Source organism: Paenibacillus rhizovicinus, from assembly GCF_010365285.1.
Classification (GTDB): domain Bacteria; phylum Bacillota; class Bacilli; order Paenibacillales; family Paenibacillaceae; genus Paenibacillus_Z; species Paenibacillus_Z rhizovicinus.
Genome location: NZ_CP048286.1, coordinates 6657573 through 6683688, shown reverse-complemented (window position 1 = coordinate 6683688; position 26116 = coordinate 6657573). Strand labels below are relative to the sequence as shown.

General features: G+C 56.3%; 23 protein-coding genes. 3 read left to right on the top strand and 20 right to left on the bottom strand.

Annotated features, from left to right (window positions below):
• Positions 1-64: 64 nt before the first annotated feature.
• The 10 genes from GZH47_RS29820 to GZH47_RS29775 form a co-directional block, all read right to left on the bottom strand.
• Positions 65-1381, bottom strand: a complete 1317-nt coding sequence (locus GZH47_RS29820) for a deoxyguanosinetriphosphate triphosphohydrolase family protein (RefSeq protein ID WP_162644730.1) — start codon at positions 1379-1381, stop codon at positions 65-67.
• Between the two features lie 158 nt (positions 1382-1539).
• Entirely contained in the window at positions 1540-2817 is a 1278-nt protein-coding gene (odhB, locus tag GZH47_RS29815) for a 2-oxoglutarate dehydrogenase complex dihydrolipoyllysine-residue succinyltransferase (protein ID WP_162644729.1), read from the bottom strand.
• 45 nt (positions 2818-2862) lie between these two features.
• The gene (locus GZH47_RS29810; protein ID WP_162644728.1) at positions 2863-5760 is read right to left on the bottom strand and encodes a 2-oxoglutarate dehydrogenase E1 component; all 2898 of its coding nucleotides are present in this window, start codon (positions 5758-5760) and stop codon (positions 2863-2865) included.
• Between the two features lie 253 nt (positions 5761-6013).
• Positions 6014-6493: a disulfide oxidoreductase gene (locus tag GZH47_RS29805; RefSeq protein ID WP_162645520.1), complete on the bottom strand. Its 480-nt coding sequence runs from the start codon at positions 6491-6493 to the stop codon at positions 6014-6016.
• Entirely contained in the window at positions 6493-7218 is a 726-nt protein-coding gene (locus tag GZH47_RS29800; RefSeq protein WP_225446273.1) for a DsbA family protein, read from the bottom strand. The genes GZH47_RS29805 and GZH47_RS29800 overlap by 1 nt, the downstream gene beginning before the upstream one ends.
• A 58-nt stretch (positions 7219-7276) precedes the next feature.
• Positions 7277-9226, bottom strand: coding sequence for an ATP-dependent DNA helicase (locus tag GZH47_RS29795; RefSeq protein ID WP_162644727.1), 1950 nt, complete (start codon positions 9224-9226; stop codon positions 7277-7279).
• Positions 9227-9340: 114 nt separating this feature from the next.
• A complete protein-coding gene (locus tag GZH47_RS29790; protein WP_162644726.1) occupies positions 9341-9541 on the bottom strand; it encodes a cation transporter in 201 nt (66 codons plus the stop codon).
• Between the two features lie 66 nt (positions 9542-9607).
• On the bottom strand, positions 9608-11833 hold the full coding sequence (locus GZH47_RS29785) for a heavy metal translocating P-type ATPase (protein WP_225446272.1): 2226 nt from the start codon (positions 11831-11833) through the stop codon (positions 9608-9610).
• A 134-nt stretch (positions 11834-11967) separates the two neighbouring features.
• Positions 11968-12297: a metal-sensitive transcriptional regulator gene (locus GZH47_RS29780; RefSeq protein ID WP_162644724.1), complete on the bottom strand. Its 330-nt coding sequence runs from the start codon at positions 12295-12297 to the stop codon at positions 11968-11970.
• A 62-nt stretch (positions 12298-12359) separates the two neighbouring features.
• Positions 12360-12908: a hypothetical protein gene (locus tag GZH47_RS29775; RefSeq protein ID WP_162644723.1), complete on the bottom strand. Its 549-nt coding sequence runs from the start codon at positions 12906-12908 to the stop codon at positions 12360-12362.
• A 260-nt stretch (positions 12909-13168) separates the two neighbouring features.
• On the opposite strand from GZH47_RS29775, the gene GZH47_RS29770 reads away from it, so the two are divergent.
• A complete protein-coding gene (locus GZH47_RS29770; protein ID WP_162645518.1) occupies positions 13169-13639 on the top strand; it encodes a C40 family peptidase in 471 nt (156 codons plus the stop codon).
• A gap of 478 nt (positions 13640-14117) precedes the next feature.
• On the opposite strand, the gene GZH47_RS29765 is transcribed toward GZH47_RS29770, so the two are convergent.
• Positions 14118-15380 (bottom strand): chloride channel protein, encoded by a 1263-nt coding sequence (locus GZH47_RS29765; protein ID WP_162644722.1) that lies wholly within the window; start codon positions 15378-15380, stop codon positions 14118-14120.
• Positions 15381-15540: 160 nt separating this feature from the next.
• Here GZH47_RS29765 and GZH47_RS29760 point away from each other — a divergent pair, with 160 nt between their 5' ends.
• Positions 15541-15696 (top strand): DUF1540 domain-containing protein, encoded by a 156-nt coding sequence (locus GZH47_RS29760; RefSeq protein WP_162644721.1) that lies wholly within the window; start codon positions 15541-15543, stop codon positions 15694-15696.
• A gap of 177 nt (positions 15697-15873) precedes the next feature.
• Here the strand turns inward: GZH47_RS29760 and GZH47_RS29755 are convergent, their stop codons facing one another.
• Both GZH47_RS29755 and GZH47_RS29750 read right to left on the bottom strand, forming a co-directional pair.
• Positions 15874-17676, bottom strand: coding sequence for an ABC transporter ATP-binding protein (locus GZH47_RS29755; RefSeq protein ID WP_162644720.1), 1803 nt, complete (start codon positions 17674-17676; stop codon positions 15874-15876).
• Between the two features lie 78 nt (positions 17677-17754).
• Positions 17755-18711, bottom strand: a complete 957-nt coding sequence (locus GZH47_RS29750; RefSeq protein ID WP_162644719.1) for a serine hydrolase domain-containing protein — start codon at positions 18709-18711, stop codon at positions 17755-17757.
• Positions 18712-18844: 133 nt separating this feature from the next.
• Between GZH47_RS29750 and GZH47_RS29745 the strand changes: the two genes are divergently transcribed.
• Positions 18845-19618 (top strand): alpha/beta hydrolase, encoded by a 774-nt coding sequence (locus GZH47_RS29745; RefSeq protein ID WP_162644718.1) that lies wholly within the window; start codon positions 18845-18847, stop codon positions 19616-19618.
• 133 nt (positions 19619-19751) lie between these two features.
• Here GZH47_RS29745 and GZH47_RS29740 read toward each other — a convergent pair whose 3' ends face one another.
• The 7 genes from GZH47_RS29740 to GZH47_RS29710 form a co-directional block, all read right to left on the bottom strand.
• A complete protein-coding gene (locus tag GZH47_RS29740) occupies positions 19752-21086 on the bottom strand; it encodes a beta-propeller fold lactonase family protein (RefSeq protein ID WP_162644717.1) in 1335 nt (444 codons plus the stop codon).
• Between the two features lie 221 nt (positions 21087-21307).
• Complete coding sequence (locus GZH47_RS29735; RefSeq protein ID WP_162644716.1) at positions 21308-21517, bottom strand: hypothetical protein; 210 nt, start codon at positions 21515-21517, stop codon at positions 21308-21310.
• Positions 21518-21703: 186 nt separating this feature from the next.
• On the bottom strand, positions 21704-22204 hold the full coding sequence (gene uraD, locus GZH47_RS29730) for a 2-oxo-4-hydroxy-4-carboxy-5-ureidoimidazoline decarboxylase (RefSeq protein ID WP_192043561.1): 501 nt from the start codon (positions 22202-22204) through the stop codon (positions 21704-21706).
• Positions 22205-22385: 181 nt separating this feature from the next.
• Positions 22386-23024 (bottom strand): nucleotidyltransferase family protein, encoded by a 639-nt coding sequence (locus tag GZH47_RS29725; protein ID WP_162644715.1) that lies wholly within the window; start codon positions 23022-23024, stop codon positions 22386-22388.
• Positions 23025-23274: 250 nt separating this feature from the next.
• The gene (locus tag GZH47_RS29720; RefSeq protein ID WP_162644714.1) at positions 23275-23625 is read right to left on the bottom strand and encodes a hypothetical protein; all 351 of its coding nucleotides are present in this window, start codon (positions 23623-23625) and stop codon (positions 23275-23277) included.
• A gap of 84 nt (positions 23626-23709) precedes the next feature.
• Complete coding sequence (locus GZH47_RS29715; RefSeq protein ID WP_162644713.1) at positions 23710-25008, bottom strand: DUF4129 domain-containing protein; 1299 nt, start codon at positions 25006-25008, stop codon at positions 23710-23712.
• Complete coding sequence (locus GZH47_RS29710; RefSeq protein ID WP_162644712.1) at positions 25005-26099, bottom strand: DUF58 domain-containing protein; 1095 nt, start codon at positions 26097-26099, stop codon at positions 25005-25007. Before GZH47_RS29710 ends, GZH47_RS29715 begins: the two co-directional genes overlap by 4 nt.
• Positions 26100-26116: the final 17 nt, after the last annotated feature.

Sequence of the window (26116 nt, the reverse complement as noted above, 5' to 3'; positions counted from 1 at the left end):
AAAAGGGAACCCGCATTCGGATTCCCTCGGCATTGCATATCAAGTTTTTCACGCTATCCCCTGACTAATCGCGCTCATAGATCGATCCCGACCGGCTGGCGAAAAACTCCGCATACACCTTCTCGGCGTAAGCATCGGTCATGCCGGCGATGTAATCGGCCACCATCCGCTCCCACGGCCATTTGCTGCGCTGCCGTTCGTAGCTTTCCAGCCAGTCCGGCGGAATGATGAGCCTTCCCGTCTCCTGCGTACGGAAGCTCTCCCACAGCCGCGTAATCATGATTTCACTGCGCTTATGCAAACGTTGAACACGGAAGTCCTTGATCAACGTCACCCAAGCGAGCTTCTTCAAAATCTCCATCGTGCGCAGCAGCTCCAGATCCTGCACGCCGTCGCGGATGAACGTGACCCGCTTCCAGCCCGTCGCGGGATCGTCGATGATGCCGACGCCGCTGACGAATTTGCGCACCCAGCGCGCTTTCATTTCACGACGCGTCCGGGAAGGCTCCCTGCCGCACTCCACGTAGATGCTTTCCCATTGCTGCAAGTAATGATGCAAGGCCTGCTTCACCATTTGCTTCATGTCTACTTGTTCCCAGTGCATGACGGCATTGCCGGGATCGTCGATGATCTCCTGCATGACGTTGGCGACTAGCCGGTCGTCTTCGAACAAGCTGGGATTCATTTGGATTTTGCCGGCACGAATCCCATCCTCGATATCATGCGTGGAATACGCGATATCGTCGCAGAGATCCATCAGCTGCGCTTCCAGCGTCGCGCAGCCGTCAGGCATACCCCATGCTTGGCGCAGGGAACGGATGCCCTCCCATTCCATGCCATAGACGCCTTTCAAGCGGCCGGGATCGTCCAGGCAGTACGGATATTTATTGATCGCCAGCAGGACGGCGGCTGTCAGATCGAGACCGCTGTCGCTGCCCGCGCGCTTCTCCAGAAACATCAGAATGCGGAAATTTTGGGCATTTCCTTCGTATTTGAGCCCGCATTCCTTCATCAGGATTTCGTTCAGCACTTCTTCGCCCTTATGCCCGAATGGAGGATGACCCAGGTCATGGGCTAACGATGCCACTTCCACGACTTCGGGATCCATGACGAGCCCCGGATGCTCCCGTTTGGCCAAGAATGGATTCGTCTTATGCAGCTTACGCGCCACTTCGCGGGCGATCTGCGACACTTCGAGCGAATGCGTCAAACGCGTCCGGTAGTAATCCCCGGAACCCGCTCCGAACACCTGAGATTTCCCCTGCAGCCGCCGAAAAGCCGGCGATTGAATTAATCTGGCATAGTCCTTCTCAAACTCATCCCGATCTTCGCTGGAGTGGATGTTCTCGAAATCAAACAACCGCATTTTACGTACGTTCATGTTCATCCGCCTCCGTCTTCGCTAGTGTAGTTTATTTTATTTTATGTAGAATGTTCGGGAATAGCAAATAAAAAACCTCACAAGCTGACGAATCAGGACAGATCGCCTGACGTCAGTTTGTGAGGTTTAAGTTAAAACGGAACGAACTTGCAGGAGGATTAACCTTCCAGCAGCAGGGATTCCGGATCTTCCAGCAGTTCCTTAACGGTTACGAGGAAACGTACCGCTTCCGAACCATCGACGATCCGGTGATCGTACGACAATGCGATGTACATCATCGGACGGTTTTCCATCTCCGTCGCGTTGATCGCAACCGGACGAATTTGGATTTTGTGCATGCCGAGAATACCGACTTGCGGTGCATTCAGAATCGGTGTCGACAACAGGGAACCGAAGACGCCGCCGTTCGTGATCGTGAACGTGCCGCCCTGCAGATCGTTCAGCGACAGCGTGTTCGCGCGTGCTTTGCCGGCCAGTTCGCCGATTTGTTTCTCGATTTGAGCGAAGCCCAGACGATCCGCGTCGCGAACGACCGGAACGACCAAACCTTCCTTCGCCGAAACGGCGATGCCGATATCATAATATTGCTTCACGAGAATTTCGTCGCCTTGGATTTCCGCGTTGAGCAGCGGGAATGCTTTCAGCGCGCCGATAACGGCTTTCGTGAAGAAGGACATGAAGCCGAGGCCGACTTCGTGCTTTTCTTTGAACGCATCTTTGCGGCGTTTGCGAACGTCCAGGATCGCCGTCATGTCGACTTCGTTGAACGTTGTCAGCATAGCTGCCGTGTGCTGCGCTTCAACGAGGCGCTTCGCGATCGTGATCCGGCGGCGGGACATTTTGCGGCGTTCTGCCGGTTTGCCGGGATCGGCTGCCGGAGCGGAAGCTGCTGGCGCTTGTGCCACTGCAGGAGCAGCAACAACCGCCGGCTTCGTGCCATGCGCTTCGATATCCGATTGGCGAATGCGGCCGAGCGGATCAAGCGATTGAACTTGGTTCAAGTCGATGCCGCGCTCTCTTGCCAGCTTGCGGGCAGCCGGCGTTGCCGACGAAACCGAAGCATTCGATTCCGCTGCAGGCGCTGCAGTTACAGGAGGTGCCGCAGGCGTCGCCGGTTTCATTTCGGTCGGCTCGGCTGCCGGCGCCGCCGGAACAGCCGGAACCGCAGGTGCGGCCGGCGCCGCCGGAGCTGCCGCTCCCGCACCGCTGCCGATCATGCCGATCGTTTCGCCGACAGCGACGGTGTCGCCTTCAGCGCGCAGCAGAGACTCCACGGAGCCTGCTTGTTCTGCGCTGATTTCAATGTTGACTTTATCCGTTTCAAGCTCTGCCAATACATCGCCGACATTAACGCTGTCGCCGACTTTGACATGCCATTTGGAGATGGTGCCTTCTACGATGGATTCGCCCATTTCGGGTACTTTAATATCACTCATGGCTGTTTCTCTCCTTGCCGAATCTAATTTAGATGAATCAGGAAATTAATTGAGTTTGCCTTTATTGAGCGCGACGGAGATAATCCGCTGCTGCTCCATGTTGTGAATGTATTGGAAGCCGCTTGCCGGGCTGGACCGTTTCGGACGGCCGATGTAGCGCACGGAAGTTTCGTTCGTTACGCGAGCGCGGATCCGCGGTTCGATATAGTTCCAAGCGCCCATGTTTTGCGGCTCTTCTTGTACCCACAGCACTTCTTTCACGTTCGGGTAACGCGCGATGATCTGCTCGACGTCCGTTTTCGGGAAAGGATACAGCTGCTCGACGCGAACGATATGCACCCAATCCCATGATTCGGATGCTTGGCCGTCTTTGAGCTCAAGCGCCGCTTCCAGATCGATGGCCATTTTGCCCGTACAGAAGATCAAGCGCTCCACTTTGTCCGCTTTCTTGCCGAGACCCGGCTGTTCAAGCACCAGCTTGAAGGTGCCATCGGTGAATTCGGACGGATCCGACGCAACGTTCGGGTTCCGAATCAGACTCTTCGGCGCCATAACGATCAGCGGACGCGCTTCGTCCGTATTCAAGATCGCGGCTTGACGGCGCAGCAGGTGGAAATATTGCGATGCCGCCGTCATGTTGACGATCGTCAGGTTGTCTTCCGCGGCCAGCTGCAGGAACCGTTCCAGCCTTGCGCTGGAGTGCTCCGGCCCTTGGCCTTCATAGCTGTGCGGAAGCAGCATGATCAGACCGGATTTCTGCGACCATTTCACGCGGCCAGCCGTGATGAACTGGTCAATGATAACTTGCGCGCAGTTCGCGAAATCCCCGTATTGCGCTTCCCAAATAACGAGCGTTTCCGGCGAGAAGACGTTGTAGCCATAGTCAAAGCCGAGCACGGACGCTTCTGCCAGCGGGCTGTTGTAGACGCCGAACGAAGCTTTCGCTTGAGGCAGCGTATGCATCGGCGAGAACGTCTTGTTATTCTCGACGTCGTGGAGCACGATGTTCCGGAACGCGAACGTTGCGCGCTCGGAATCTTGGCCGCTGAGCCGGATCGGCGTGCCGTCGGACAGAATCGTCGCGAACGCAAGCGCCTCCGCTTGGCCCCAATCGACCTTGCCGCCAGGCTCCAGCGTATTCGCGCGGCGCATCAGAATCCGTTCCAGCTTCTCGTACACTTTGAAGCCGTCCGGCCACTTGAGCAGTTCCTCGTTGATCGCGGCCAGCTTCTTCATCGGAACCGAAGTGACGATGTCTTTCTTGCGGCGTTTGCTGCCGGCATCGTCCATTTTCGGTTGCTTATAGGCTTTATCATTTCCTTTGACTTCATCCAGCGCGGCTTGCAATTTCGACAGTCCTTCTTGACGAAGACCCTCGACTTGCTCCTCGCTGAGCAGCCCTTTCTCCTTCAGCTTCTCGCTGTAGATACGGGTTACTACCGGATGCTTGCGCAGCTTCTGGTACAGCAGCGGCTGCGTCGTTTCCGGATCGTCCGTTTCGTTATGGCCGTGACGGCGATAACCGACCATGTCGATCAGGAAGTCCTTGCGGAATTTCTGACGGTATTCGCAAGCGATGCGAACTGCGGCGATACAAGCTTCCGGATCGTCCGCGCTGACGTGCACGATCGGAATTTCGAAGCCTTTAGCCAAGTCGCTGGCATAGTACGTAGAGCGGGAGTCCCGGCTCTCCGTCGTGAATCCGATACGGTTGTTTACGATGATGTGGATCGTACCGCCGTTCTCGTAACCGGGCAGCTTCTTGAAGTTGAGCGTTTCCGCCACGATGCCCTCGCCGGCAAACGCCGCGTCGCCGTGAATCAGAATGGCCGCCGCGCTGCCCAGATCCGCTACCGGATAGCCAGGTTTCGAACGGTCGTCCTGCGCCGCGCGCGTGAAGCCCTCGACGATCGGATTGACGTATTCCAAGTGGCTCGGGTTGTTGGCCATCGTGATCCGCGTCTCGACGGTCTCGCCTTCCTTCACGGAACGATGCGCGCCCAAATGGTATTTCACGTCGCCGGTCCAGCCGATATTGATGCCCATCGCGCCTTCGGACGGGAACAGGTCCTTGTCCTTGTTCGGCGAGTGGTGGAACTCGGAGAAAATGGTCGTATACGATTTGCCAAGCACATGCGTCAGTACGTTCAGACGTCCACGATGCGCCATGCCCATCAGAATATGCCGTGCGCCGTCATGAGCCACTTCTCTCACGACTTCGTCCAGCATCGGTACTAATGTATCAGTTCCTTCAATCGAGAAACGTTTCTGACCGACAAACGAGCGGTGCAGGAAGGTTTCGAATTGTTCAACGTCGATCAGACGCTTGAGCAGCGCGATGCGCTCATTGGCGGTCATCGGCTTGCTTGCCATGCCGATTTCGGCTTGGCGGCGCAGCCAGGTGCGCTCGTCTATTTCATGGATATGGGCGAATTCGAAGCCGAACGACTTCGTGTATACGTCCTTCAAGTGCTTGATGGCTTGCTTGGCGTTCACGATCGATCCCGGCGCTTCTTCCCAGATGAGCGATGCGGGAATCGCTTCAAGATCCTCGTCGGTCAATTTAAACGTCGCTTGCTCGATCAATCTCGTGTCCGGCAGCGGCGTCAAACCGAGCGGATCGTTATCGGCGGCCAAATGGCCGAACGTGCGGATGTTGCGGACCAGCTTGCCGGCGTCGACGATTTTCTTCAAATAGTTCGGATCGAAAGTTTTAATGCTATTGGAACCGTCCGTCGTTGCCTTCGAAGGTGATGATACGTTTGCGCTGCTGCCCGCGGTTACGGACGGCGGCGGTCCCCACTTCTCGAATAATTCTCTAACGGCGGCATCTACTTCGTTCGGATCGCGCAGGAAGCGCTCGTACATTTCTTCAATGTACCCTAGGTTCGGACCGTAATAGAGCTCCCATGGCGACTTGCGGTCAATACTGTCTGCTGTCATTAACGGCTACCTCCATCAATAATTGTACAACGGGAATTCAACTCACTTCTGCTTATTCCTATAACCCGTCATATTGTTCATCCATCCATGATAACAGAACTAATTGGGAGGAACAAATAATGTGACGAATGTCCTCATAATCTTCATATTTAGGCGTCCCTTCATTCGACATTGCTGGGAGAAGTCGTAAAAAAAGGCTGCCAAGCGTCATTTCTGACGGCTTAGACAGCCTTGGGTATCCGATTCGACGAAATTATGCAGAAGCGAATTCGGTTTCTTCGTCGTCTTGGTCACGGTCTTCTTCCTTCATAACGCCGTTAATGAGCAGTGCGGTAATCAGGATGAAGGCGATCAGAGCGAGGAGCGGTATGGTGACGCGTCCGCCGAACCAGTCCAAATAATCTTCGCTGCAGGGTACGCCTACCGTGCACGGTATCGCCCGGGCCAATGCCGGGATCTGCTGTTCCAGGTAATGGTACAAGGAAATGCAGCCGCCTAGAACGGAGAGCGGCAGCACGTACCGGATGATTTTGCGGTCCTGATAGTAGCAGGCGATTCCGAGAAGAATGACGATCGGATACATGAAGATCCGCTGATACCAGCATAGATTGCATGGAATGAATTTCATGATTTCACTTAAGTACAAGCTGCTGCCTACCGCGACAATCGATACGACCCATGCGAAATACAAGGCGTACCTCTGGAAAAACGCGAGAAAAGGCGACTTTCTCATCATTCGGCCTTATCTGCCGCTAGTGCTTTATCAATCGCTTCCTTCAACTGTCCGTAGTTGGAGAAGTCGCCCTTATATTCCTTGCCGTTGATGAACAGCGTAGGCGTTGATTGCACGTTTGCTTTGCGCGCGGTCGAAGAGCCTTTGTCGACTTCCTTGATGTACGTCTTATCCTCGATATCCGTCTTCATCTTGTCGTAATCGACGTCGATCTTGTTGTCCTTCGCCAGCTGCAGCAGATAATCCGGCGTCGCCCAGTTCAGCTTCTCGTCCGGCTGGTTCTTGTAAAGCGCGTCGTAATACTTCCAGAACGCGTCGTTATTCTGATGGAACACGGAATGAGCGGCCAATGCGGCAGTCTCGGAGTCAGGTCCGATGATCAGGAAATCCATGAAATACATGGCTGCTTTGCCCGTATCGATATATTCCTTCTCCAGCTGCGGCTTCACCTGTTGACTGAAATATTGGCAGGCCGGGCATTTGAAATCGCCGAACTCGACGATTTTGACCGGAGCGTCGGTTTGGCCGAGAACCGGAAGGCTTGCATAATCGAAATCCGTCGGATCCGACTTCGGCGTGAAAATAATCGCGGCGATGATGCCGAGCACGACGACGATCGACGTCCCCCAAATCAATTTTCTCATCGTTTTGCGCTGCTTCTCCAGCCGTTCTTGCTCGGCCTTGCGCTGGCTTTTGTACGCCGTCTTCTTAACCGGTTGTGTCATTCGCTTCCCTTCCTTTTCTATCATTCTACTTGAATTGTATGAGCCTCCAACTTAGATGTCAATTCGACGGCCGTGTCAAGCTAGTGAGCGTTACGCCCTGCGGCAGAACGGCCTCGACCTGCGCAAGTATCGAAGCATCCTCCAGCTCGCGGCCGAAAATCGTCACGATTCCTTCGTCGTCGCGTTTGCGGATCAAACGACCTAGCCCTTGGCGAAGGCGGAGCAGCATGTAAGGCATGTCCACCTGTCCGAACGGATCGGCCGATTCGCGGCGTCTCGCGGTGAAGACGGGGTCATGCGGCGGGAAAGGCAGCGACCACATCATGACATGCGATAACGACGGTCCCGGAATGTCCAAGCCTTCCCATAAGGTAAGGGCGCAGAGCACGCTCTGCTCGTCATTTTGGAAATCCGCGATCAAATGGCTGATCTCCGCGGTGCCTTCAAATAAGAAACGATAAGCCGAGAATTCCGGTTTGCCCGCAATGTCGGCTTGGAACCGGTGCAGCTCTTCCTTGGACGGAAACAGAATGAGCGCGCGGCCTTCCGACAGCCGCAGCCGTTGAAGCGCCAGGTCCAGCTTAACCGCGCGATCGGTCTCGCTTGCATAGGCGGTACGCATACGGTCCTCGTAATCGTAAGGCGAAGCGACGGAGAAGCTCAGCGCGTCCTCAATGCCTAGACTGTCCGCAATATATTGGAACGATCCGCCTACGGAGAGCGTCGCGGAAGAGAACACGACCGGTATTTGTTTCGAGAATACGCGCTCCTTCAAGACTTCCTTGACGAGCTTCGGCATAATGACAAGCGTCGTTCCGTCCCGGTCTTCTTCCACCCACGATATGAGTCCTTCCGGCTCCTTGAACAGCCGAAGCGCCAGCTGCAGCATCTCCAGATGCTCTTCCACGATCGTAAGCTGATAGGCGTCGATCGTGTACATGCCGCTCTCGAAGACGAGTTCTTCTTCGATGCCGCCCAGCAATGCGCTGAAACGATTCAGTTCGTTCAATAGCTCGCGGGTAAGCGGAACCTCCCGGCGGTCCGAGGCTTCGACGGCAATGCTGCCCGACTCGAGGAGGCTGAACAGCTTCTCGCTTTGTTCGATCGCATCGTCAATGACGACAGCCAGCGATTCGCGGATTTCCCCCTGGAGCAAGCGCGTGATGATCGACTCGAACACGCTGTGCTTCAACTTGTAGGTCAACGCGCTCTGGGCGGCGGTTTCCAGCAGATGGCCTTCGTCGAAGACGACAGAGCTATGCTCCGGCAGCAGCGGCAGCTGTCCTTCGCGCTTGCGCGCTTCATACGTCCACACATGCTCCATATAGAAGTCATGCGAACAGATGATGATATCCGCCGCTTTACGGTAATGCTCGCGCGAGAGCGTCTGCCCGCAGCGATGTCGGCGGCTGCATACGAGGCAATCCTGGAACACGTCCCAAGATATCGCGCCCCACTGCTCGTCCGTCAGATGCGGATAATCCTTCCGGTTGCCATAGGGCTGAAACGCTTGCATCGCACCCGGGCTGTTCACGAAATCCGGCAGCGAGGCATATACGTCTCCGAACGCTTCCAGACTGTCCAGTCCGCCGCGCGCATCGTCCAGCTTGTTCAGGCAAATATACTGGTCCATCGATTTGCCGAGCCGGGCATCGATCGTCAAATCGAGGTATCGGGCCAGCTTGGCGATATCGCCCTCCGGCTTCACCAATTGCTCGATCAGCGATTCGTCCGCACAGGCAATAATCGCCGGTTTGCGCGTGTACCGCGCATAGTTAATGGCGTAAAGCAAATACACGAACGTCTTTCCCGTGCCGACGCCGGCTTCGGCGAAAATCGTCCGTTTCTCGTTATAGGCGCGTTCCAGCTGAAACGCCATATAAATCTGCTCGTCCCTCAGCTCGAAGCCCGCTTCGGGCAGCCTTTCATAAAACACATCCGCGATCCAGTCGCTTGCCTGCTGGATAAACGGCACTTTCGGGTCAAATTCAAAGGGATACGTATTCACTTCTCGAGAGCCTCCAATCAAGCCTTAATCATAGCACGACAGCACAAGAAAAGGCTAACCCGTTTTGCGGATTAGCCTCTGCATAACGTCGCTTTCGGCGTCAGCGCCCCTTAATCAAGAGACGACATCGAAGCCTTGATCTTCGATCGTCGATTTGATCTGAGCGATCGTGATGGCTTTCTCTTCGAAATCAACCGTCACCCGGTTGCTCAGCAGGTCGACTTTGGCGGATACGCCTTTCTTCTTGAGCGCGCCCTCGATGCTGTTGACGCAGTGCTGGCACGACATGCCTTTCACTTCGATTACGCTTGTCATGATCCGTCATCTCCTTCGATTCGAATGGATTTAAATAAGTACAATCGTCTAAACAATCAAACCAACCTACGCGATTTCTTGCTTTCCTTGCTTTCGGTACCGCTGCAGCCGAAGCGCGCTCAGCACGACCGATACGGAGCTCAGCGCCATGGCGGCGCCGGCCACCCAAGGCGCCAGCAGCCCGGCCGCGGCGATCGGAATGCCGACCGCGTTGTAAGCCAATGCCCAGAACAGGTTCTGCTTGATGTTGGACATCGTCCGGCGGCTGAGATCCATCGCATCGGCAAGTCCGTTCAAATCGCCGCGCATCAGCGTAATGTCCGCCGTTTCCATCGCGATATCGGTGCCGGTGCCCATCGCGATTCCGATATCCGCCGCCGCCAGCGCCGGCGCATCGTTGATCCCGTCGCCGACCATGGCCACCTTCTTGCCCTGCGCCTGCAGCAGCTTCACTTCATGCGCTTTGCCTTCCGGCAGCACTTCGGCCAGCGTATGCTCGATGCCGGCCTGCCTTGCAACCGCAAGCGCCGTTGCCTCATTATCGCCTGTTACCATCATAACCTCCAGGCCGAGCGCCTTCAATGCGGATACTGCCGAGCGGGACGTCGGCTTGATCGTATCCGCAACGCCGATGCTTGCGGCATAGACGCCGTCGACGGCTGCCAGCATGACGGTCTTGGCTTCCGCTTCAAGCGCCGCGAGCCGTTCAAGCTTCGCATCGCTTATCGGGATGCCGCGCCCCAACAGAAACCGACGGGTGCCGATGACGATCGCGCGGCCTTCAACGACTGCCTCGATGCCGTATCCCGGCACGGCGGCGAAATGCTCCACCTCCGCGGCAGGCACGCTGCCTCGCTCGCGCAGCCCGGCAACGATCGCTTCCGCGAGCGGATGCTCGGAGCTGCCCTCCGCCGCCATGATCCAGCTTTGGAGCGGAGCGGGCTCGAAGTCCGGCTCAAGCTCCAGATCGGTCAGGCGCGGCTTGCCTTCCGTCACCGTGCCCGTCTTATCCAGCACGATAACGTCGATGCCGTGAGCCCGCTCGAGATGCTCGCCGCCCTTGAACAGGATGCCGAGCTCGGCAGCGCGGCCGGAGCCGGCCATGATCGAGGTCGGCGTCGCCAAGCCGAGCGCGCACGGGCAGGCGATGACCAGCACCGCAATGGCCGTGCGGAGCGCATCCGGGAATTCTCCTGGACGGATGGCGAAGTACCACAGCAAGAAAGTCGCGACGGCCAGGCCGATAACGATCGGCACGAATATGCCCGAGATAACGTCCGCGATTCGCTGGATCGGCGCCTTCGATCCCTGCGCCTCTTCTACGACGCGAATAATCTGCGCCAGCACGGAGTTTCGGCCAACGTTGACAGCTCGAACCGTCAGCGCGCCCTTCCCGTTCATCGTCGCACCGATGACGCGGTCTTCCGCTTCCTTCCGGACCGGCACGCTCTCCCCGGTCAGCATGGACTCGTCGACGTAGGAGCTGCCCCCGACAACCGTGCCGTCCACGGGAATCTTCTCGCCCGGCTTCACGAGAACGAGATCTCCCGGCATTACTTCTTCAAGCGGGAGTCTGAGCTCCTGTCCATCGCGAACGACATTGGCATGCTTGGCTTGCAAGCCCATAAGCGCGCCTATTGCCTGCGAAGTACGGCCTTTCGCGAGCGACTCCAGCAGTTTGCCAAGCAGCAGGAAGCTGATGAGCAGCGCGCTCGTTTCATAATACAGTTCCAACCTATGCATGCCGTCCCCTGCGAATGCCACCGTCTCATAGAAGCTGTATAAATACGCGGCCGATGTTCCCATCGCGACCAGCACATCCATATTTGCGCTGCGGTTGCGAAGCGCTTTATACGCGCCGGCGTAGAACGGTCCGCCGATCCAGAACTGCACCGGCGTTGCCAGCGCGAGCTGGAACCACGGGTTCATCAGCCAGTCCGGCAGCGCAAGGAAGGACAAGAATTCGAAATGTCCCGCCATCGCGGCCAGAAGCGGCAGCGACAAGATCGCGGCGATATAGAAACGCATACGCAACCGTTTCAGCTCCGCTGACTTGCCGGGGAGCTCCGTTTCCTTATGAAGCTCCGCCTTAAAACCGAGCGAATCGACTCTATCCATCAACGCCGCAGGACCGGTCAGTTCGGCGTCGAACTCCACCCGCGCCGTCTCCATCGTTAAATTCACGGCTGCATTCGAGACGCCTTCGATCCGATTAAGCCCCTTCTCGATCCGGGCCGCACACGACGCGCAAGTCATGCCGCTTATCTGGAAAGTCGTCGTTTGCTTCGTCATGGCTAACCATCCCTTTCCCTGCCGTATACCTCCATGGGGTATCTTCCGTATGTCCACTATAACATACCCCATAGGGGTATTTCAATAGACAAAAAAAAGACCCTGCAACCCCGATTTCGCTGCCGGCCTTCTCGTTATTTGATCAGTTTGTTCATCGTGACCATCAATTCCTTTACGACCTCGTGGTCGCCCTGCTGAATGCGGTCGATGACGCAGCTGTTCATATGATGCTCCAATAACAGCTTCCCTACGCTGTTCAGCGCCGATTGCGCCGCCGCGATTTGGTTCAGAACGTCGTCGCAATACGTGTCCTTCTCGATCAACCCTTTTATCCCGCGAATCTGCCCTTCGATCCGGTTCAATCGCGATATCAAATTGCTCTTCGTCTCTTGGCTGTGCGAGCTCTTGCGCTCTGCCGCATGGCCTTCATGAACGTCCGTTCCGCTGTGGCAAGACTGATCCATTCCCGTCACCCTCCTTTTTTTCTCACTATATCATACCTGAGGGGGGTATACAATCGGCTCCATCAGCCTTGGTATAGGAATACAGCGGCCATGACGAATACGGCAAGCCCGAATACGTACGGATGGAGCAGAACAGTGCCAGCCTGGACGTTGTCCTGTGTTTCCGATGTCTCCGATTTAAGAAGCGAGACCGTTTCTTCCAGGATCAGTTGATGCAGTACTATATGTATGAATACGAAAATTACGTCGACGAACAGGACCATCATTCCCGCGTGACTGCCCAGCATTACCCCCAGCATCGCGCCCATCATGCCGCCCATGATGCCTGCCAGCATGCCGTCGAGAGCCGCCATCGTACTCACGGGCTTGCCTGCCAGATAACCGCATACGATCCCGAGCAGCACCGCTCCAGCCGTGGAAACCGCCAGATCTTGCGGGTACAGAATGCCGGCGATCGTGCCCGCCGCAAGACTTTGCATCATGCCGACCGTCATCGCGATCATCATCCCGGCCATGCAGCTGATCGCAGCGCGCCGCCGATAGGCGAAGAGGATCGAACGTCCGGACAAACCCGTAACCGCTGCCATGCTAACGAGGTAGAAAACGGTCATCGTTTGCGGCCCCTTTCAATCGTGTATCTAAGATCGTATTCGTAAAGCGCTGTCAATATTCGCAGATGAAGAATTTCTAATCGAATTCTCATAGAACGCACGAAAGCCTTGCAGGCCTTGTATTCAAAAGGTTGCAAGTAAATGTTGGCAAAAAATCCTGTGGTATAGTTGGATTAGGTTAAAAGTCCTGGGGACATGCGGCCATTTATCCATAAACATGAATACGATCATGCACGTACACCAAGGGGGAACTACAAATGATGAAGAACAAATTCGGTAAATTGATGATGAGCGTAACGGTCAGCTTCTCGCTGCTCCTGGGCGGCACCGCCGTGCTTCAAGCCACGCCGGCGCACGCGGCAATCTCTGCTTCGAAAGCTTCGGGCATTATCTCTTCCGCTAAACAATATATGGGCAGACCTTATAAATACGGCGCTTCCACTTCGACTACGCGTTATTTCGACTGCTCTTCGTTCACGAAACGCGTCTTCGCGATGCATGGCGTTACGCTGCCGCGCTCGTCCAAAGCGCAATCCAAAGTCGGTTCGTACGTCAGCAAAAGCAATCTGAAACCGGGCGATCTTGTTTTCTTCTATAAACCGGTTCACCATGTCGGCATTTATATCGGCGGCGGCAAAATCATTCACACGTACGGCAGCCCCGGCGTTACGATCAGCACCATCAACTCCGGCTGGTGGAAAACGCATTACGCATTCGCTCGCCGCGTTTAGTCGCCTGAGAGCGCTCTCGCTCCCGTTCGTATCCCTAACATTTCCAAGCCTCGTTCCGATTGGGACGAGGCTTTTGCATTGCCGGGAAAGAAAAAACCTGACGCGATCGGCGTCAGGTAAATCCGACAACTCAGCCTGCACGGCTTGAAAGACCTGCATAGTGAGAAGGTATACCGGGTAAATGGCCGGCCGAAGGGGCCGCTGGTAATGGAAACCGTTGGCGGACAGGAGATCCGTTATTAAGATGAGAAAGCTGGTTTGCGGTGATTATTTAGGATAATAGCGGATTCTGTGGCCGCTCGTTCGTTAATAACCCCATTTTCATACGTATAGCGGCTCCTGTGGCCGCCAAAATATTCTTTGGGAGTGCAAAGCTGCGCTCTGGTCATGCTTAGCATGCGCCGTGGCCGTGCTCCGGCCGCGACCGGACAGCTGCCTGCACAGCGGGCCGTTTTATTTACCAACCTGTTAAAGTCAATCAATCCTTGCGCCAACGGGCCAGCAAGGCAAGCCCCGGCACCCGGACGAAGTAACGCGGCCGCTTCACGCCTGCCAATTGCGAGCTGTAGATGCCCACATGGCCGGAGAACATATAGCTGACCAGGCAAACGGCGCCCATATAGCCCGCTCCGTGCAAGCCGAACAGCTCCAGTCCGAGGAAGAAGCAAGCCGCCGGCGCGTTGGCCGCGCCGCTGAATACGCCGATCAAGCCAAGTCCGGCCAGAAAAGGCAGATCGAGATGAAGAAGCGGCGCCAAGGCATTGCCGAGCGTTCCGCCGATAACGAACAGCGGCGTCACCTCGCCTCCCATGAATCCGCTGCCCAGCGTAACGACTGTAAAAATCGTTTTCCACAGGAAGGCTAGCGAAGACAACGGCTCTTGGAAAGCTTGAACGAGCAGCGGCAGGCTTAGGCCCAGATAATCCCTCGATCCGACGGCATAGACGAGGCCGACGACGATGAACCCGCCGATGAAGCTTCTCGCGCTGGCATGCGAAGCGACGAGGGCCATGCCTCGTTTCAAGTAGGAAATGCCGAGCGTGAACAGCAAACTCATGAAACCAAACAGAATGGCTGCTACCAGTACTTTCAACAGCACGGACAACGAGAAATGCGGGATGGCGCCCATCGAATAATGCAGATGATGGATGCCCCAAGCGCGTGTCGCGTAATCGCCCGTAAATGCCGCAATCAAGCAAGGAATGATCATGCGGGGCGAAATCCATCGCCCCATCGTGACCACCTCGAGCGCGAATACCGCCCCTGCCATCGGCGTCCCGAATACGGAGGCGAAACCGCCGCTGATGCCGCACATCAGCAGCATCCGCCGATCGCTCCCTCCCGCCTTTACGAGCCGGCCGACAACGTCTCCGAGACTACCGCCCATTTGAACGGCCGTACCTTCCCGCCCGGCGGACCCGCCGAACAGATGCGTTGCCCATGTGCCCAGCAGCACGAACGGCGCCATGATCGCGGGTACGCGCTCGTACCGTTCGGCCGGTTCATCGCCGGCACGGATTTGTTCCACGATCAGATTGTTCCCTTTGCCCGCATTGGCGCCGTAGTTCTTATAAATCAGACTTACCAGCGCGCCGCCGAGAGGCAGCAGCCACAGCAGCCATGGCTGGTTCGTTCTTACGTCCGTCAGCCGATCCAGCCCCGCCAGAAAAAGCGCCGAAGCGGTTCCCGTCAGTCCGCCCATAATCGCGCTGTACGCGATCCATTCCAATAATTTACGCATGTTACCCTCATTCCGCTTTCCGACCGCCCGTCTGCGCGCTCTTCGTTTTCTCTAATGATAGCGGCAGCCAAGGGGATCCGGCAACAATCTTCTGGCGAAGGGGTATAAAAGGCATGCAAAAACGCCCATCCTAAACGGAGGATGGAGGTGAATACAACCAATGGCTAAAGACGTGTTATGCGAAGTGAATTCGTGCAAATATTGGGCTGCGGGCAATCAATGCAACGCTTCCTCGATTTACGTAGTCAGCAATCGCGGTAAACAAGCGAACAATTCCGAAGAAACAGACTGCAAAACATTCGAATCGAAAATTTAATCGTTGCATCGGGCCGCCTTTTCCTAGAAGGCGGTCCGATGTCTGTCTATCGGTAGTATAACCAACGATGATAATAATTATCAGTGAGAATAAGAAGAAACTTATCCGGCCGATTTAAACGGTGCCCGATAAGTTTCTTTTTTCGTTCCCACGATCCAACTTCCCCTTCGCCGAACGCTATCCGATTTGCGCCGATTCGGCATTCTGCCCGCTCAGCCGAAGCTGCTGCGTTGCGAATTCGCGATACATCGGATGCGTTGCCAGCAGTTCTTCGTGCGTGCCTTTGCCCGTCATCCGGCCTTTCTCCACGAACACGATCTGATCCGCATCCACGACGGTCGACAACCGGTGCGCAATGACGAGCGTCGTCCTTCCCGCCATGAGGTTCGTGAGCGCCTCCTGCACGACCACTTCCGACTTGCTGTCCAAACTGGACGTCGCCTCGTCCAGCATCAGAATCTGCGGATCCCGCAGCAGCGCTCTCGCGATTGCGATCCGCTGGCGTTGGCCGCCGGACAACTTGATGCCGCGCTCGCCGACTTCCGTGTCGTACCCCTGCGGCAGCTCGCTGATAAAGTGATGCGCGTACGCCATTTCCGCCGCGTGCCGAAGCGCTTCTTGACCGACCTCATAATCGATGCCGTAACAAATATTCTCGCGAATGGTGCCTGCAATCAACGGACTTTCCTGCGATACATAGCCGATTTGCTTGCGCCAGGAACGCAGCGAGTAGTCTTCTATGTCGTCCGAACCCAGTTTGATGCTGCCGCCCGTCGGTTCATAATACCGTTCCAGCAGCGAGAACAGCGTCGTCTTGCCGCCCCCGCTCGGTCCAACGATCGCCGATACTTTGCCGGGCAGCACATCGAACGTTAAATCGTGCAGCACGGGCTCGCTGTCCTTGTAACCAAAGCTCAGCTGCTCGAAACGGATCGCTTGGTCAGCCTTCTCGACCGGCTTGCCCGCATCATGGTTTTCTTCGGACGCGTCGAGAATATCGATGATCCGTTCCGTGGCGCCGACCGTTTTCTTGAACTGCGTGAAGAACGTGGAAATTTGCGACATCGGCATGACGATTTGCATGAGGTACAAAATGAACGCCACAAGCTCGCCCGCCGTTAGGGCGCCTGACGATACCCGCATCCCGCCGTAGCCGACGATGACGACAAGCAGCATTATCATCACGAAGAACATGAGCGGCGCGATCAAGGCCTGGATTTTGGCCTCTTTGCGGCCGAAGCGGAACAACCCCGCGATTCCCTTTTCTCCCGCCTCATACTCGCGCGGCTCGGCATTCATCGATTTCACCAAGCGAATTTCGGACAGCACCTGCGTCAATGTCGCGGTGAAAGACGCCGTCTCCGTCTGCAGCCCTTTGGAGACGAGATACATTTGCCTGCCGAGCGGTACCATGAACAGCGCCGCAACCGGAATGACGGCCAGCATGACGGTCGTCATCTGCCAGTCCATATAGAACAGCACGACGATCGATCCGATGACGGAAATAATCCCGGTGAGAAACCCGGTGAAATTCTCGGCGATGAGCTGCTTCACGACGCCGGTGTCGTTCGTCATTCGGCTGATCGTCTCGCCTGTCCGGTTGTTGTCATAATAGGATACCGGCAGTCTCAGCAGCTTCCTCCAGAGCTGATCCCGCAGATTCGCCACGACCCGCTGACCGGCAACATTCAGCATGTACATCGACAAGCCGCTGACGACCGCCTGCAGAATGAACACGCCGCCGAACGTCGCGATTTGTTGAAAGGACAAGCTGCTGATATCGAAGCCGTCGACGAGTTTCTTCGTAAACAACGGAATGATGAGCGAAATGAGCGTTCCCGCCAAACTCATGGCGACCGCGGTCGCGATTAGGCTTTTGGACGGCTTCGTCCTTTTGAGCAGCTTCAGAAACAGCTTCCAGCTGCCTTTTTTTGGGCTGGATTGATTATCGTCTTGCTTTGTATCGCGTGAAGATTTCATACGATTCCATCCTTTCGTCTCCGTTAACGCATAGTTGGCTTGCTGTTGAAACCAAGATACCAACGGATCATGAACGGATTATGAACAGGACGGTACGATATGCTGGAAGAGCAGCTGTTTGGCGTACATGGCGTTTCGCTTGCCGTCCGGTTCCTTCCGGATAGCCGCGACGAGCTCGAGCGAAGGAACGACGAAGATAAACTGTCCTCCGTAGCCTTTGGCGAAATAACAATCCACGGTGCCGTTATGCGCCGCATCGGAGACCCACCAATGATAGCCGTATTCACCGAAGATCGGCGGATCGTAATGCTGCAGCCCTTTATGATGGGAAGTCGTCGATGCTTCGACCCACGATCGCGAGACGATGCGTTCGCCTTCCCATTCCCCGCCCTGCAAGTACAGCTGGCCGAATTTCGCCATATCCCAAACGGTCAGATGCAGGCCCGCTCCTCCTTCGTGGATACCGGACGCGCTGTTCCATCTCGGTTTACGGAAGTTCAGCTTGCCGAACAAATTCGCTTGCGCGAAATCAAACGTCGACATCCCCGTCGCCTGCGTCAAGATCGCCGACAACAGATGCGAGCCGCCGGTGTTGTAGGCGAACGCGCTTCCGGGATGATGAGCCATCGGCTGCGACAGGATGAACGCGACCCAGTCGTCGCAGCGCTTCATCTGCCAATACGGTTTATCGAAATCCGGCCAATCGAGGCCAGAAGTCATCGTTAGCAGATGGCGCAGCGTCATTTCGCCGTATCTCGCGTCCTCTGCGTCTGCAAGCGAAGGGAAATAGGTCGACACCGGCTCCTCCACGCTCGTAATATTGCCTCTATCGATGGCAATGCCGATTAGCGCCGATACGAAGCTCTTCGTGCACGAATAGACCGCGCCCAGCCGATCCGCGCCTTTCTCATGCCATTCCCACAGCCGTTCGCCGCCCTGCAAGACGAGGACGTCTTTGATTTTCCAAGCCTGCAGCTTGGCGAGAAGCTCGTCCGTGACGAATGCCGGCCGTTGTTCCAAGGCAGATGAATTCATAACCGGGACCTCCCTTTCGATAAAATATCACTTTATGTTCCATGCCGGACGTGTACAATAGAAAGAGCGGACTTGCAGCCACTGCGGAATTCCGCGGCTTTCCAATCCCATCCTTGAGGAGGCTCTCTCGATCATGGCATTTATCCAGTGCGATTTCTATTCCGATGTGCTTGGCCTTTCCAGCTCGATGTACGTTATCTTGCCTCAAAACGCGCAATCGCAAATCGGCATGACGTCGAAAGCGACGCAAACCAAGCATAAAACGCTGTATCTGCTGCATGGCTTGTCCGACGATCATACCATTTGGCTTCGCCGCACGTCCATTGAACGGTACGTCGCTTCGCTCGGCCTGGCGGTCGTCATGCCGGCGGTGAACCGCAGCTTCTATTCCAATATGGCGAGCGGCGGCGGCGATTATTGGACGTTCATCAGCGAGGAGCTTCCGGCGCTGGCGCGTTCCTTCTTCCCGCTGTCGGACCGGCGGGAAGATAATTTCGTCGCCGGATTGTCCATGGGCGGCTACGGCGCATTCAAGCTCGCGCTCAATAAACCGGAGCAATACGCGGCTGCCGCAAGCTTGTCCGGAGCGCTCGACATCTCCTCGTTCGAGAATCATGCGCCCGCCGATTTCAAACGCATCTTCGGATCGGCCGAAGCGGCGAACGCGCTGCCGAACGACCTGTTCTTGGCCGCGCAAACGTTGAAGGAATCCGGCCAGCCGATCCCAAGCTTGTACCAGTACTGCGGGACGGAAGACTTCCTGTACGACGCCAACGTCAAATTCCGCGGTCATGCGCAGGAGCTGGGCCTCCCTCTCACCTATGTCGAAGCGCCTGGCGACCACCAATGGTCATACTGGGATGAATACATCCAGCATGTGCTCGAATGGCTGCCGCTCGGCGAGTAATCGGCCGTGGAGGGCATACATATGCACCGTTCGCACGCCGCTTGCACGCGATTATCGCGCCGCTAGCCGACACCGACGCAAAGCCGCAGAAGCAGGCGCAAGCCATGCCTCTGCGGCTTTGTGCTGTTCAGTGCTAACCATGCAGCAGGATCGGCGTAATCGCCACGCCGGAAGGGAAACTCCCCGTCGGGAGAATGGCGATCGGCAGCTGGCTGGCCACCTCGATCACGGCGACATAGCCGAACGTCAGGATCGTGACATAGATTTTGAGTCCGTCGGCGGTAATGGCGATGCCGCTCGCGTTGCTTCCTTTCGGCAGCTCGATCTTCGTCAATATTTCGTTGCGCGTCATGTTGACGGCTACGATCTCGTCCGAACCCCGGCATACCAAATAAACGAGCGAGCCGTCCGGCGTAATGAGCAGCTGCTGCGGTTCGCTCCCGGCATCCAATTGCACGGTGGCGATCACGGTATGCGTAGCGGTTTGCAGGCAATAGGCGCGATCATGATGACTGTCGGATACGTAGGCGTAAGCGCCGTCGGGAGTAAGCGCCACCGACGAGGGATGAGACCCGCGCGGCAGTTTGACGGTCACGGATACCGTTAGCGTTTCAGCGTCGATGACGGCGATCGTGCCGCGATTGATCATGCAGCAATACACTTTCTTGCCGTCCGGCGATACGGCGAGCGCCGACGGATCGCTGCCGCGCGGAAGCGGAATGAGCTTGATCAGCGATCTGGAATCGGTATCGTAGACGGCGACGTAATCCTGAATGACCGTTGTCACGTAAACTCTCGCGCCGACGGGGGACACCGCCAGCGCAAGCGGCACGGCTTCCTGCGGGAACGACAATTCGCCGCTCGCTTCGTGCGTGAGCGTATCGATGATTTTGACCGTCTTATCGCCTTGGCAGACGACGTAGACCTCCCTGCCGTCAGGGGTGAAATCAAGCATCCGCGGGCTGCTTCCCGCCGGAAGCTTAACGGTCGCCACTCTGGCATTCGTATCGGTTTGAATGACGGTCAGCGTGTGGTGAGTGTGGTTGGCCACGTAAGCATGCAGCAGGTCGTCGGTATTCGCCGACTGCGGCGTCAATACTTGCTGATCGATCACGCTGCCCGACTCGTCAAGCTCCGCCATCGAAGCGGAAATTTCTCCGGCAGCCATTCCGCTGACCGTCACGCGAATGCCGAACACAGGCAGCAGCAGCACCTCGCGCATCACGGAATACATGCATTTCGAACGACCGGCGGGACCGAGAACCACGTTCCCGAGCGTTTCCGTCTGCACGGAACCGAACCCCTTCTCCAGACCGGCCGCCCCGTCGCCATGCTCGCCATTCCAAATCGTATACAGCTGGATGACGGCCCTCGCCCGCTGTCGGCCCCGATTCAAAATGCTGATGTTCAAACTCGCCGTACGCCGCTTTTCCCGATTATACAGAAGTCCTGTGTCCAATACCGGCAAAGGTAGGCCTCCTCTACTCTTCCATTCCTCTATTCTATGTACTGCTGGCGCAATTGGAGAGGGCAGCTTCCCATAACGAATTGGTAGATTGCTATTGCAGCGTACGGTTGGAGTTAGAATCGGCAAGCAGCAGCTCTAGCAACGGCAAAAGCAAAAGAGACACTCCCGTTAATCAGGAATGTCTCTCCGGTATGGCTTTACAATGGCATACATAATCATAATCAGCCTTGCGGCCCTTCGCCCAGCAGCGTCCGGATTTCTTCCAACCTGGCGATCATCGATTTCATCTCGATGGCGAGGAAATCCTCGTCGGCTTTGCGAAAAGCATCTCGGAGCCGCTCCAGCTGCCCGATCGCGTCAGGCAGTTCGCGAAACGCTTCCTCCGCATGCTGATAATAAGCATGCACATGTGTTGCAGGCGGTTTGCTCACAGTTTCAGTCCTCTCCTTGGGGGAATATCGGTATGCATAACACTCTAGCATTCCAAGGCAAAGACTGCAAAGCAAACGCGCCGGCATACATCCGGTTAATCAGCACATCACCTTCCTCATAAGAATAAGAAAGTGCGCTGCGGCTGCTCAATTTCAGCATGCATGACGTTAACACCTTTGTCGGCGTTATTCTTCAATGCGCCCGTGCAGCCGAAGCTCCGCAATGCGCCCAGCCTCAAGCAGCGCCTGCCTAAGTTCCCGCTGCCCGTCATGCTGCAAGCGCATGGCCATCGCGGCCAAAATATCTTCTATCGTCTTCCCGCGAACGGCGATTATAAACGGAAATCCATGCTTCTCCGCGTAAGCGGCGTTCAAACTGGCAAATCGGTCGTATTCTTCCGGCGTCAATGCGTCAAGGCCTGCCGGTCGCTGTTCCTCGATAGAATCCGTCGTCATCGCGGCGCGCGAAGCCAGATCGGGATGGGCCCTAAGAAGCGCGATCGCCTTCTCTTCCGGCGCTTCCATCACCGCCTGCATCATCGCCTCGTGCAGCTCGTTCACGGAATGGAACGGGCGCAGCTGCCAGACGCTTTCCGCCACCCATGGCGAACGCTCGAATACGGAACCGAGCTGCGCGACGAACATCTCGCGGCTTAACGTGTTCAGCTGCCACAATTGGATCGTCATAAAGAGGCCTCCCAGGCCGTACCTGCCGGCCGGTATCCTTTCTTGCTCGCGCATGGAAATCCCGACTGGTATTCATGCAGATTCATGGGGCTTCCCTCCTTTGATCTATCGCTGCACTCGCTCGCTGTTTGCGAACGCCCATCGTTCATCGTCTATCGTCTATTCGTTCATTGTCTAACGTTCATTTTGCCCTTGCATGCACGCGCGACCATAATCGCCTGGCTTTATCCAGTTGTTCTCGCGTATCGACATCGATGAAGGACCATTCCGCCGCATAACGGACAACCTTCCCCCGATAATCGGGCGATTGCAGCACGCTCCAAGCTCCGGCGTCGCCTTCCAGCCGGCATAGCTGCGGAAATACCGACTGGCTGAAAATAACCGGAGGCGCCGCGATACCGCCGTACCCGCTCGCGACGAAATCAACCGTCGGATCTTCTCGATAAACCGAGACTAGCCGCTGCAGCATACTCACGGAGATGAAAGGCTGGTCGGCCAGCGCAAGCAGCACGGCGTCCGGCTCTTCGGGCAGCAACGCCTGCACCCCATGCCGGATCGATCGCGACATCCCTTCCCGCGCATCTTTGCAGGGCGAAATCCGGAACTTCGGAAGCTTCGCGCCGCTGCCTGTTCTGTCGTACAACCACAATAACGGGTCCTGAGGCCGCACCACGACAACGGTCGACTGAAACCCGCACCGCCGCAGCTCCAGCAGCCCTCGGCTTCCGACCGTTACGCCAGGCGCCAGCTCAAGCGGAAGCTTCGCCTCGCCCATCCGCCGGCTGCAGCCGGCTGCCAAATAAACCGCTCCGATTTTCATACGTAACCAGCCTTTCTTCCGCCCCGATTTCCGCCGCATGGCGGACAGCGGTCAAGTGCGCGGCTATGCGGATAACGGTATCATCTTAGTTATCTATGTTATATTATATTACATAACGCCTCATTAGTGAACGCAAATGTTAGATATGAGTTAAATTAAATAACATAAATTCGTCGTTTTGACGCGACAAAAAATCCTTCTCGCCGCCCTGGTCCGGGAAGCAAGAAGGATTCGTCCGTTATTTCCAGCTTTACTGCATATAGTTCGGAGCCATCGACTGCGAGTTGCCGACGCTCGGCACCGAACCTTGAACCTGCGCCATCGCTTGATTGATTTTCTGCTGAATGAGCTGAATCTGGCGCTTCTGCGCATCCATTTGCATTTGAATTTGGTTTTCCGCCAGCTGCAGTTCCTTCTCTACGCCGTACAGCGCTTGAACGATGGACTGCAAGTGCTGCGACTTCTGGTCCAGCCCCGCGCTCTTGAGCGCTTCCTTGGCACGCTGCGCTTCCTGTTCCTGCTTCAGCTTTACCTGCTCCTGAAACTGTTCGTACGATAACTGCTGGCTGTTGGCCGATTGGCCTGACAGATCGTTATTCATGGACGTCCCTCCTCGGTATGCAACGGATTGCTCTGCTGTAGCATACCCCGTCCATGGATAATTATGTATGCCAGGGCCGCATCGCTACGATTTCACTTGTCCCAGCTGTGCCGCCAGTTTCTGAAGCTCTTCGTCGCTCAGCTTCCCGGCTCCGTATCGTACCTGTTGATAGTGCCGAATCAGCGATTCCGTAACGGCTGGGGAAACATGTTCGATGCGCTCCCCGTCCAGCTTGCGCTGAATCTCCTGCGGCGTTAAATGCGGCTGATGCGCGAAACCTTTCTTGACGGCATTACCGATCCAGCGGCGATAGAGATAGCGGACCCGGGATTCGTTGTCGTTCAAATCTTTCCATTTCAACCGTTCTTCCTTCGACCGGCCGAAGAGCCTGCGGAACGAACCTTCTTTCTTCCGGATACGCTCGATCTCGTCGACGTAGCCGCGTGCCGCGACGCCTTTGTCCCTTTTAAACATGGCGACGAACCGTTTGCGCAGCTCCTTCAGCCAACCGGGCAGACGATTGAGTCTACGCGCAAGGACGTATAAGAGTGCGATCGCGATTATCGCGGCGATGGTGTACATGGTATAGTCCAGCCAAGCCCAATTCTTCGGCGGACTTTCGGCCGGCGGCATGAAATTCTCGATCGGCTTGACTTCTTCCTTCGGTACGTCCCTTTGCGCGCCGTGGTACTTGAGCAAATCCATCAGCCAGGTGAGGACGGAGTGAAACGCATCGCTCAGCGCTTGCTGAAGCTGGATGGCCAAAGAGATCAGCACGGTCACGATCATCGCGAAGCCGACGAAGATTCGATTGTTTCGTCTGACGGAAGGTTCCACCATAGGTCTCTCCGCGCCGGACAGCGTCTCCCGGCCGACCATGTTGCGGTTGGTCAGGAACAGCGCGGCGAACAGCGTCAAGACGCCCGCGATCAAGAACACCGTCCGGTAATCGTCGAACTCGCCGTTAACGTTGTTCACGACCGCTACGACGAAGTAGAAGATGACGCCGATAATGAAATCCTGCGACATCAGCCTCATTCCAAGCGGCGCGCCCGGAAGCCTGGTGCCCCGGTAGACGGCGAATACGCCAAGCAGCATCAGGATGATGCTCCAACTCGATACGCCGAGCAGCACGATGCCGCATGCCCCGGAGACCAATGCGGCAAGCAGGATTTTCGGAAAAGGATGCTTGAACTTCAGCAGCGCGTTGATCCCGTAGCCCAGCCAATACAAGACTAGCAGCAGCAGTGCGTCCGCGGCCAACGACAGCGTACCCGGAGGCATCCAAATGTACTCGGCGAGCACGATCGGGAAGAAGAGCATCAGTTCCAGCACGCTTGCAATAAGCAGGCTGCCGATTAATCGGCGCAGTTTGAGGCTCATACCGCTTCCGCCTCCTTCTCCGCGATGGGAAGCCAATCGACTGCATGTCCGTCTCTTCGAAGCTGCCCCATCATCTCCTCGATGTCTTCGCTGATGAACGCGGAAATGACGACGACGTCGCTGCGCTCTCCCCATTCAGGCGAGAGCTGCTCCAGCATCGTGTGGAACGGCAGCGTGCGGGCAATGACCAGCTTCGACATCTGCCCGAACACATAATTCAAATGCTCGTGCCCGCCGCCCCGCTCCGTAACCATGACTTCGCCCGGTTTGTCCATATCGTGGCCGTTGCATACGAAAGCGGTTTCAAGCCCTTGTTCCGTAGCCAATTGCATAATGCCTGCCGCAAGCCGAATTCCTTGCTCGATGACGGACGTATCGGTGACGTTATGCCACATCCCGGCGTGATCCTCGACGTTCAACGCCACGATCAGCCGAAAATCCGCCGTATAATCGCGCCGGTGAACCTGCATGTTTCCCGTTCTCGCCGTCGCGTTCCAGTTGATCATCTTGAGCGGATCGCCGGGACGGTATTCCCTAACGCCGCTGATGGCGAACGGATCTTCCACGATCCATCTCCGCACCGCGATATCTCCCTGCCAGCTTCGTGAAGGCAATTGAATCAAGCTGCGGTCAGCAGGCAATGGATAGACGAGCAGTTCAACCTCCAGCGGAATGGACTTCCACGTGCTGAACAAGCCGAACAAATCGCCGAACGTCAGCGAGGCGCCCGTGATCCGATAACAGCCCCGCTGCGCGGCGTGTACGACATGTCTCCTCGTCAGCTGTTTATTGCCCATCAAGCTGAACAAACTGCGGTGATTTTGAAAAAGCTCTCCGTTGCTGACGGCGAAATTGGCGTCGCTCTCGAATTTCAGTCCCGCGTTAAGCAGCGATTCCACGCGCAGCCACGGAACCGGGAGCAGTTTGCCGTTCGAGAGTTTCTCCACCATCTCGATGGCATCGCCTTCGAAACAGGTTTGCACGTTGAACGATCGCGAATAGCTGACTTTGCGCATGCCGTAATAGCGAAATAAGAAACGCTGAAGAAAAATAACGATGACGGCGCTAATGATATACCAAAGTATGCCCATGGCTTACCTCCCTCCGC

What these genes read in the sequence shown, in the direction of transcription:
- GZH47_RS29820 (WP_162644730.1), bottom strand. Translation starts at nt 1,381, where the DNA reads ATGAACGTACGTAAAATGCGGTTGTTTGATTTCGAGAACATCCACTCC.
- odhB (WP_162644729.1), bottom strand. Translation starts at nt 2,817, where the DNA reads ATGAGTGATATTAAAGTACCCGAAATGGGCGAATCCATCGTAGAAGGC.
- GZH47_RS29810 (WP_162644728.1), bottom strand. Translation starts at nt 5,760, where the DNA reads ATGACAGCAGACAGTATTGACCGCAAGTCGCCATGGGAGCTCTATTAC.
- GZH47_RS29805 (WP_162645520.1), bottom strand. Translation starts at nt 6,493, where the DNA reads ATGAGAAAGTCGCCTTTTCTCGCGTTTTTCCAGAGGTACGCCTTGTAT.
- GZH47_RS29800 (WP_225446273.1), bottom strand. Translation starts at nt 7,218, where the DNA reads ATGACACAACCGGTTAAGAAGACGGCGTACAAAAGCCAGCGCAAGGCC.
- GZH47_RS29790 (WP_162644726.1), bottom strand. Translation starts at nt 9,541, where the DNA reads ATGACAAGCGTAATCGAAGTGAAAGGCATGTCGTGCCAGCACTGCGTC.
- GZH47_RS29785 (WP_225446272.1), bottom strand. Translation starts at nt 11,833, where the DNA reads ATGACGAAGCAAACGACGACTTTCCAGATAAGCGGCATGACTTGCGCG.
- GZH47_RS29780 (WP_162644724.1), bottom strand. Translation starts at nt 12,297, where the DNA reads ATGGATCAGTCTTGCCACAGCGGAACGGACGTTCATGAAGGCCATGCG.
- GZH47_RS29775 (WP_162644723.1), bottom strand. Translation starts at nt 12,908, where the DNA reads ATGACCGTTTTCTACCTCGTTAGCATGGCAGCGGTTACGGGTTTGTCC.
- GZH47_RS29770 (WP_162645518.1), top strand. Translation starts at nt 13,169, where the DNA reads ATGAAGAACAAATTCGGTAAATTGATGATGAGCGTAACGGTCAGCTTC.
- GZH47_RS29765 (WP_162644722.1), bottom strand. Translation starts at nt 15,380, where the DNA reads ATGCGTAAATTATTGGAATGGATCGCGTACAGCGCGATTATGGGCGGA.
- GZH47_RS29760 (WP_162644721.1), top strand. Translation starts at nt 15,541, where the DNA reads ATGGCTAAAGACGTGTTATGCGAAGTGAATTCGTGCAAATATTGGGCT.
- GZH47_RS29755 (WP_162644720.1), bottom strand. Translation starts at nt 17,676, where the DNA reads ATGAAATCTTCACGCGATACAAAGCAAGACGATAATCAATCCAGCCCA.
- GZH47_RS29750 (WP_162644719.1), bottom strand. Translation starts at nt 18,711, where the DNA reads ATGAATTCATCTGCCTTGGAACAACGGCCGGCATTCGTCACGGACGAG.
- GZH47_RS29745 (WP_162644718.1), top strand. Translation starts at nt 18,845, where the DNA reads ATGGCATTTATCCAGTGCGATTTCTATTCCGATGTGCTTGGCCTTTCC.
- uraD (WP_192043561.1), bottom strand. Translation starts at nt 22,204, where the DNA reads ATGACGATCCAATTGTGGCAGCTGAACACGTTAAGCCGCGAGATGTTC.
- GZH47_RS29725 (WP_162644715.1), bottom strand. Translation starts at nt 23,024, where the DNA reads ATGAAAATCGGAGCGGTTTATTTGGCAGCCGGCTGCAGCCGGCGGATG.
- GZH47_RS29720 (WP_162644714.1), bottom strand. Translation starts at nt 23,625, where the DNA reads ATGAATAACGATCTGTCAGGCCAATCGGCCAACAGCCAGCAGTTATCG.
- GZH47_RS29715 (WP_162644713.1), bottom strand. Translation starts at nt 25,008, where the DNA reads ATGAGCCTCAAACTGCGCCGATTAATCGGCAGCCTGCTTATTGCAAGC.
- GZH47_RS29710 (WP_162644712.1), bottom strand. Translation starts at nt 26,099, where the DNA reads ATGGGCATACTTTGGTATATCATTAGCGCCGTCATCGTTATTTTTCTT.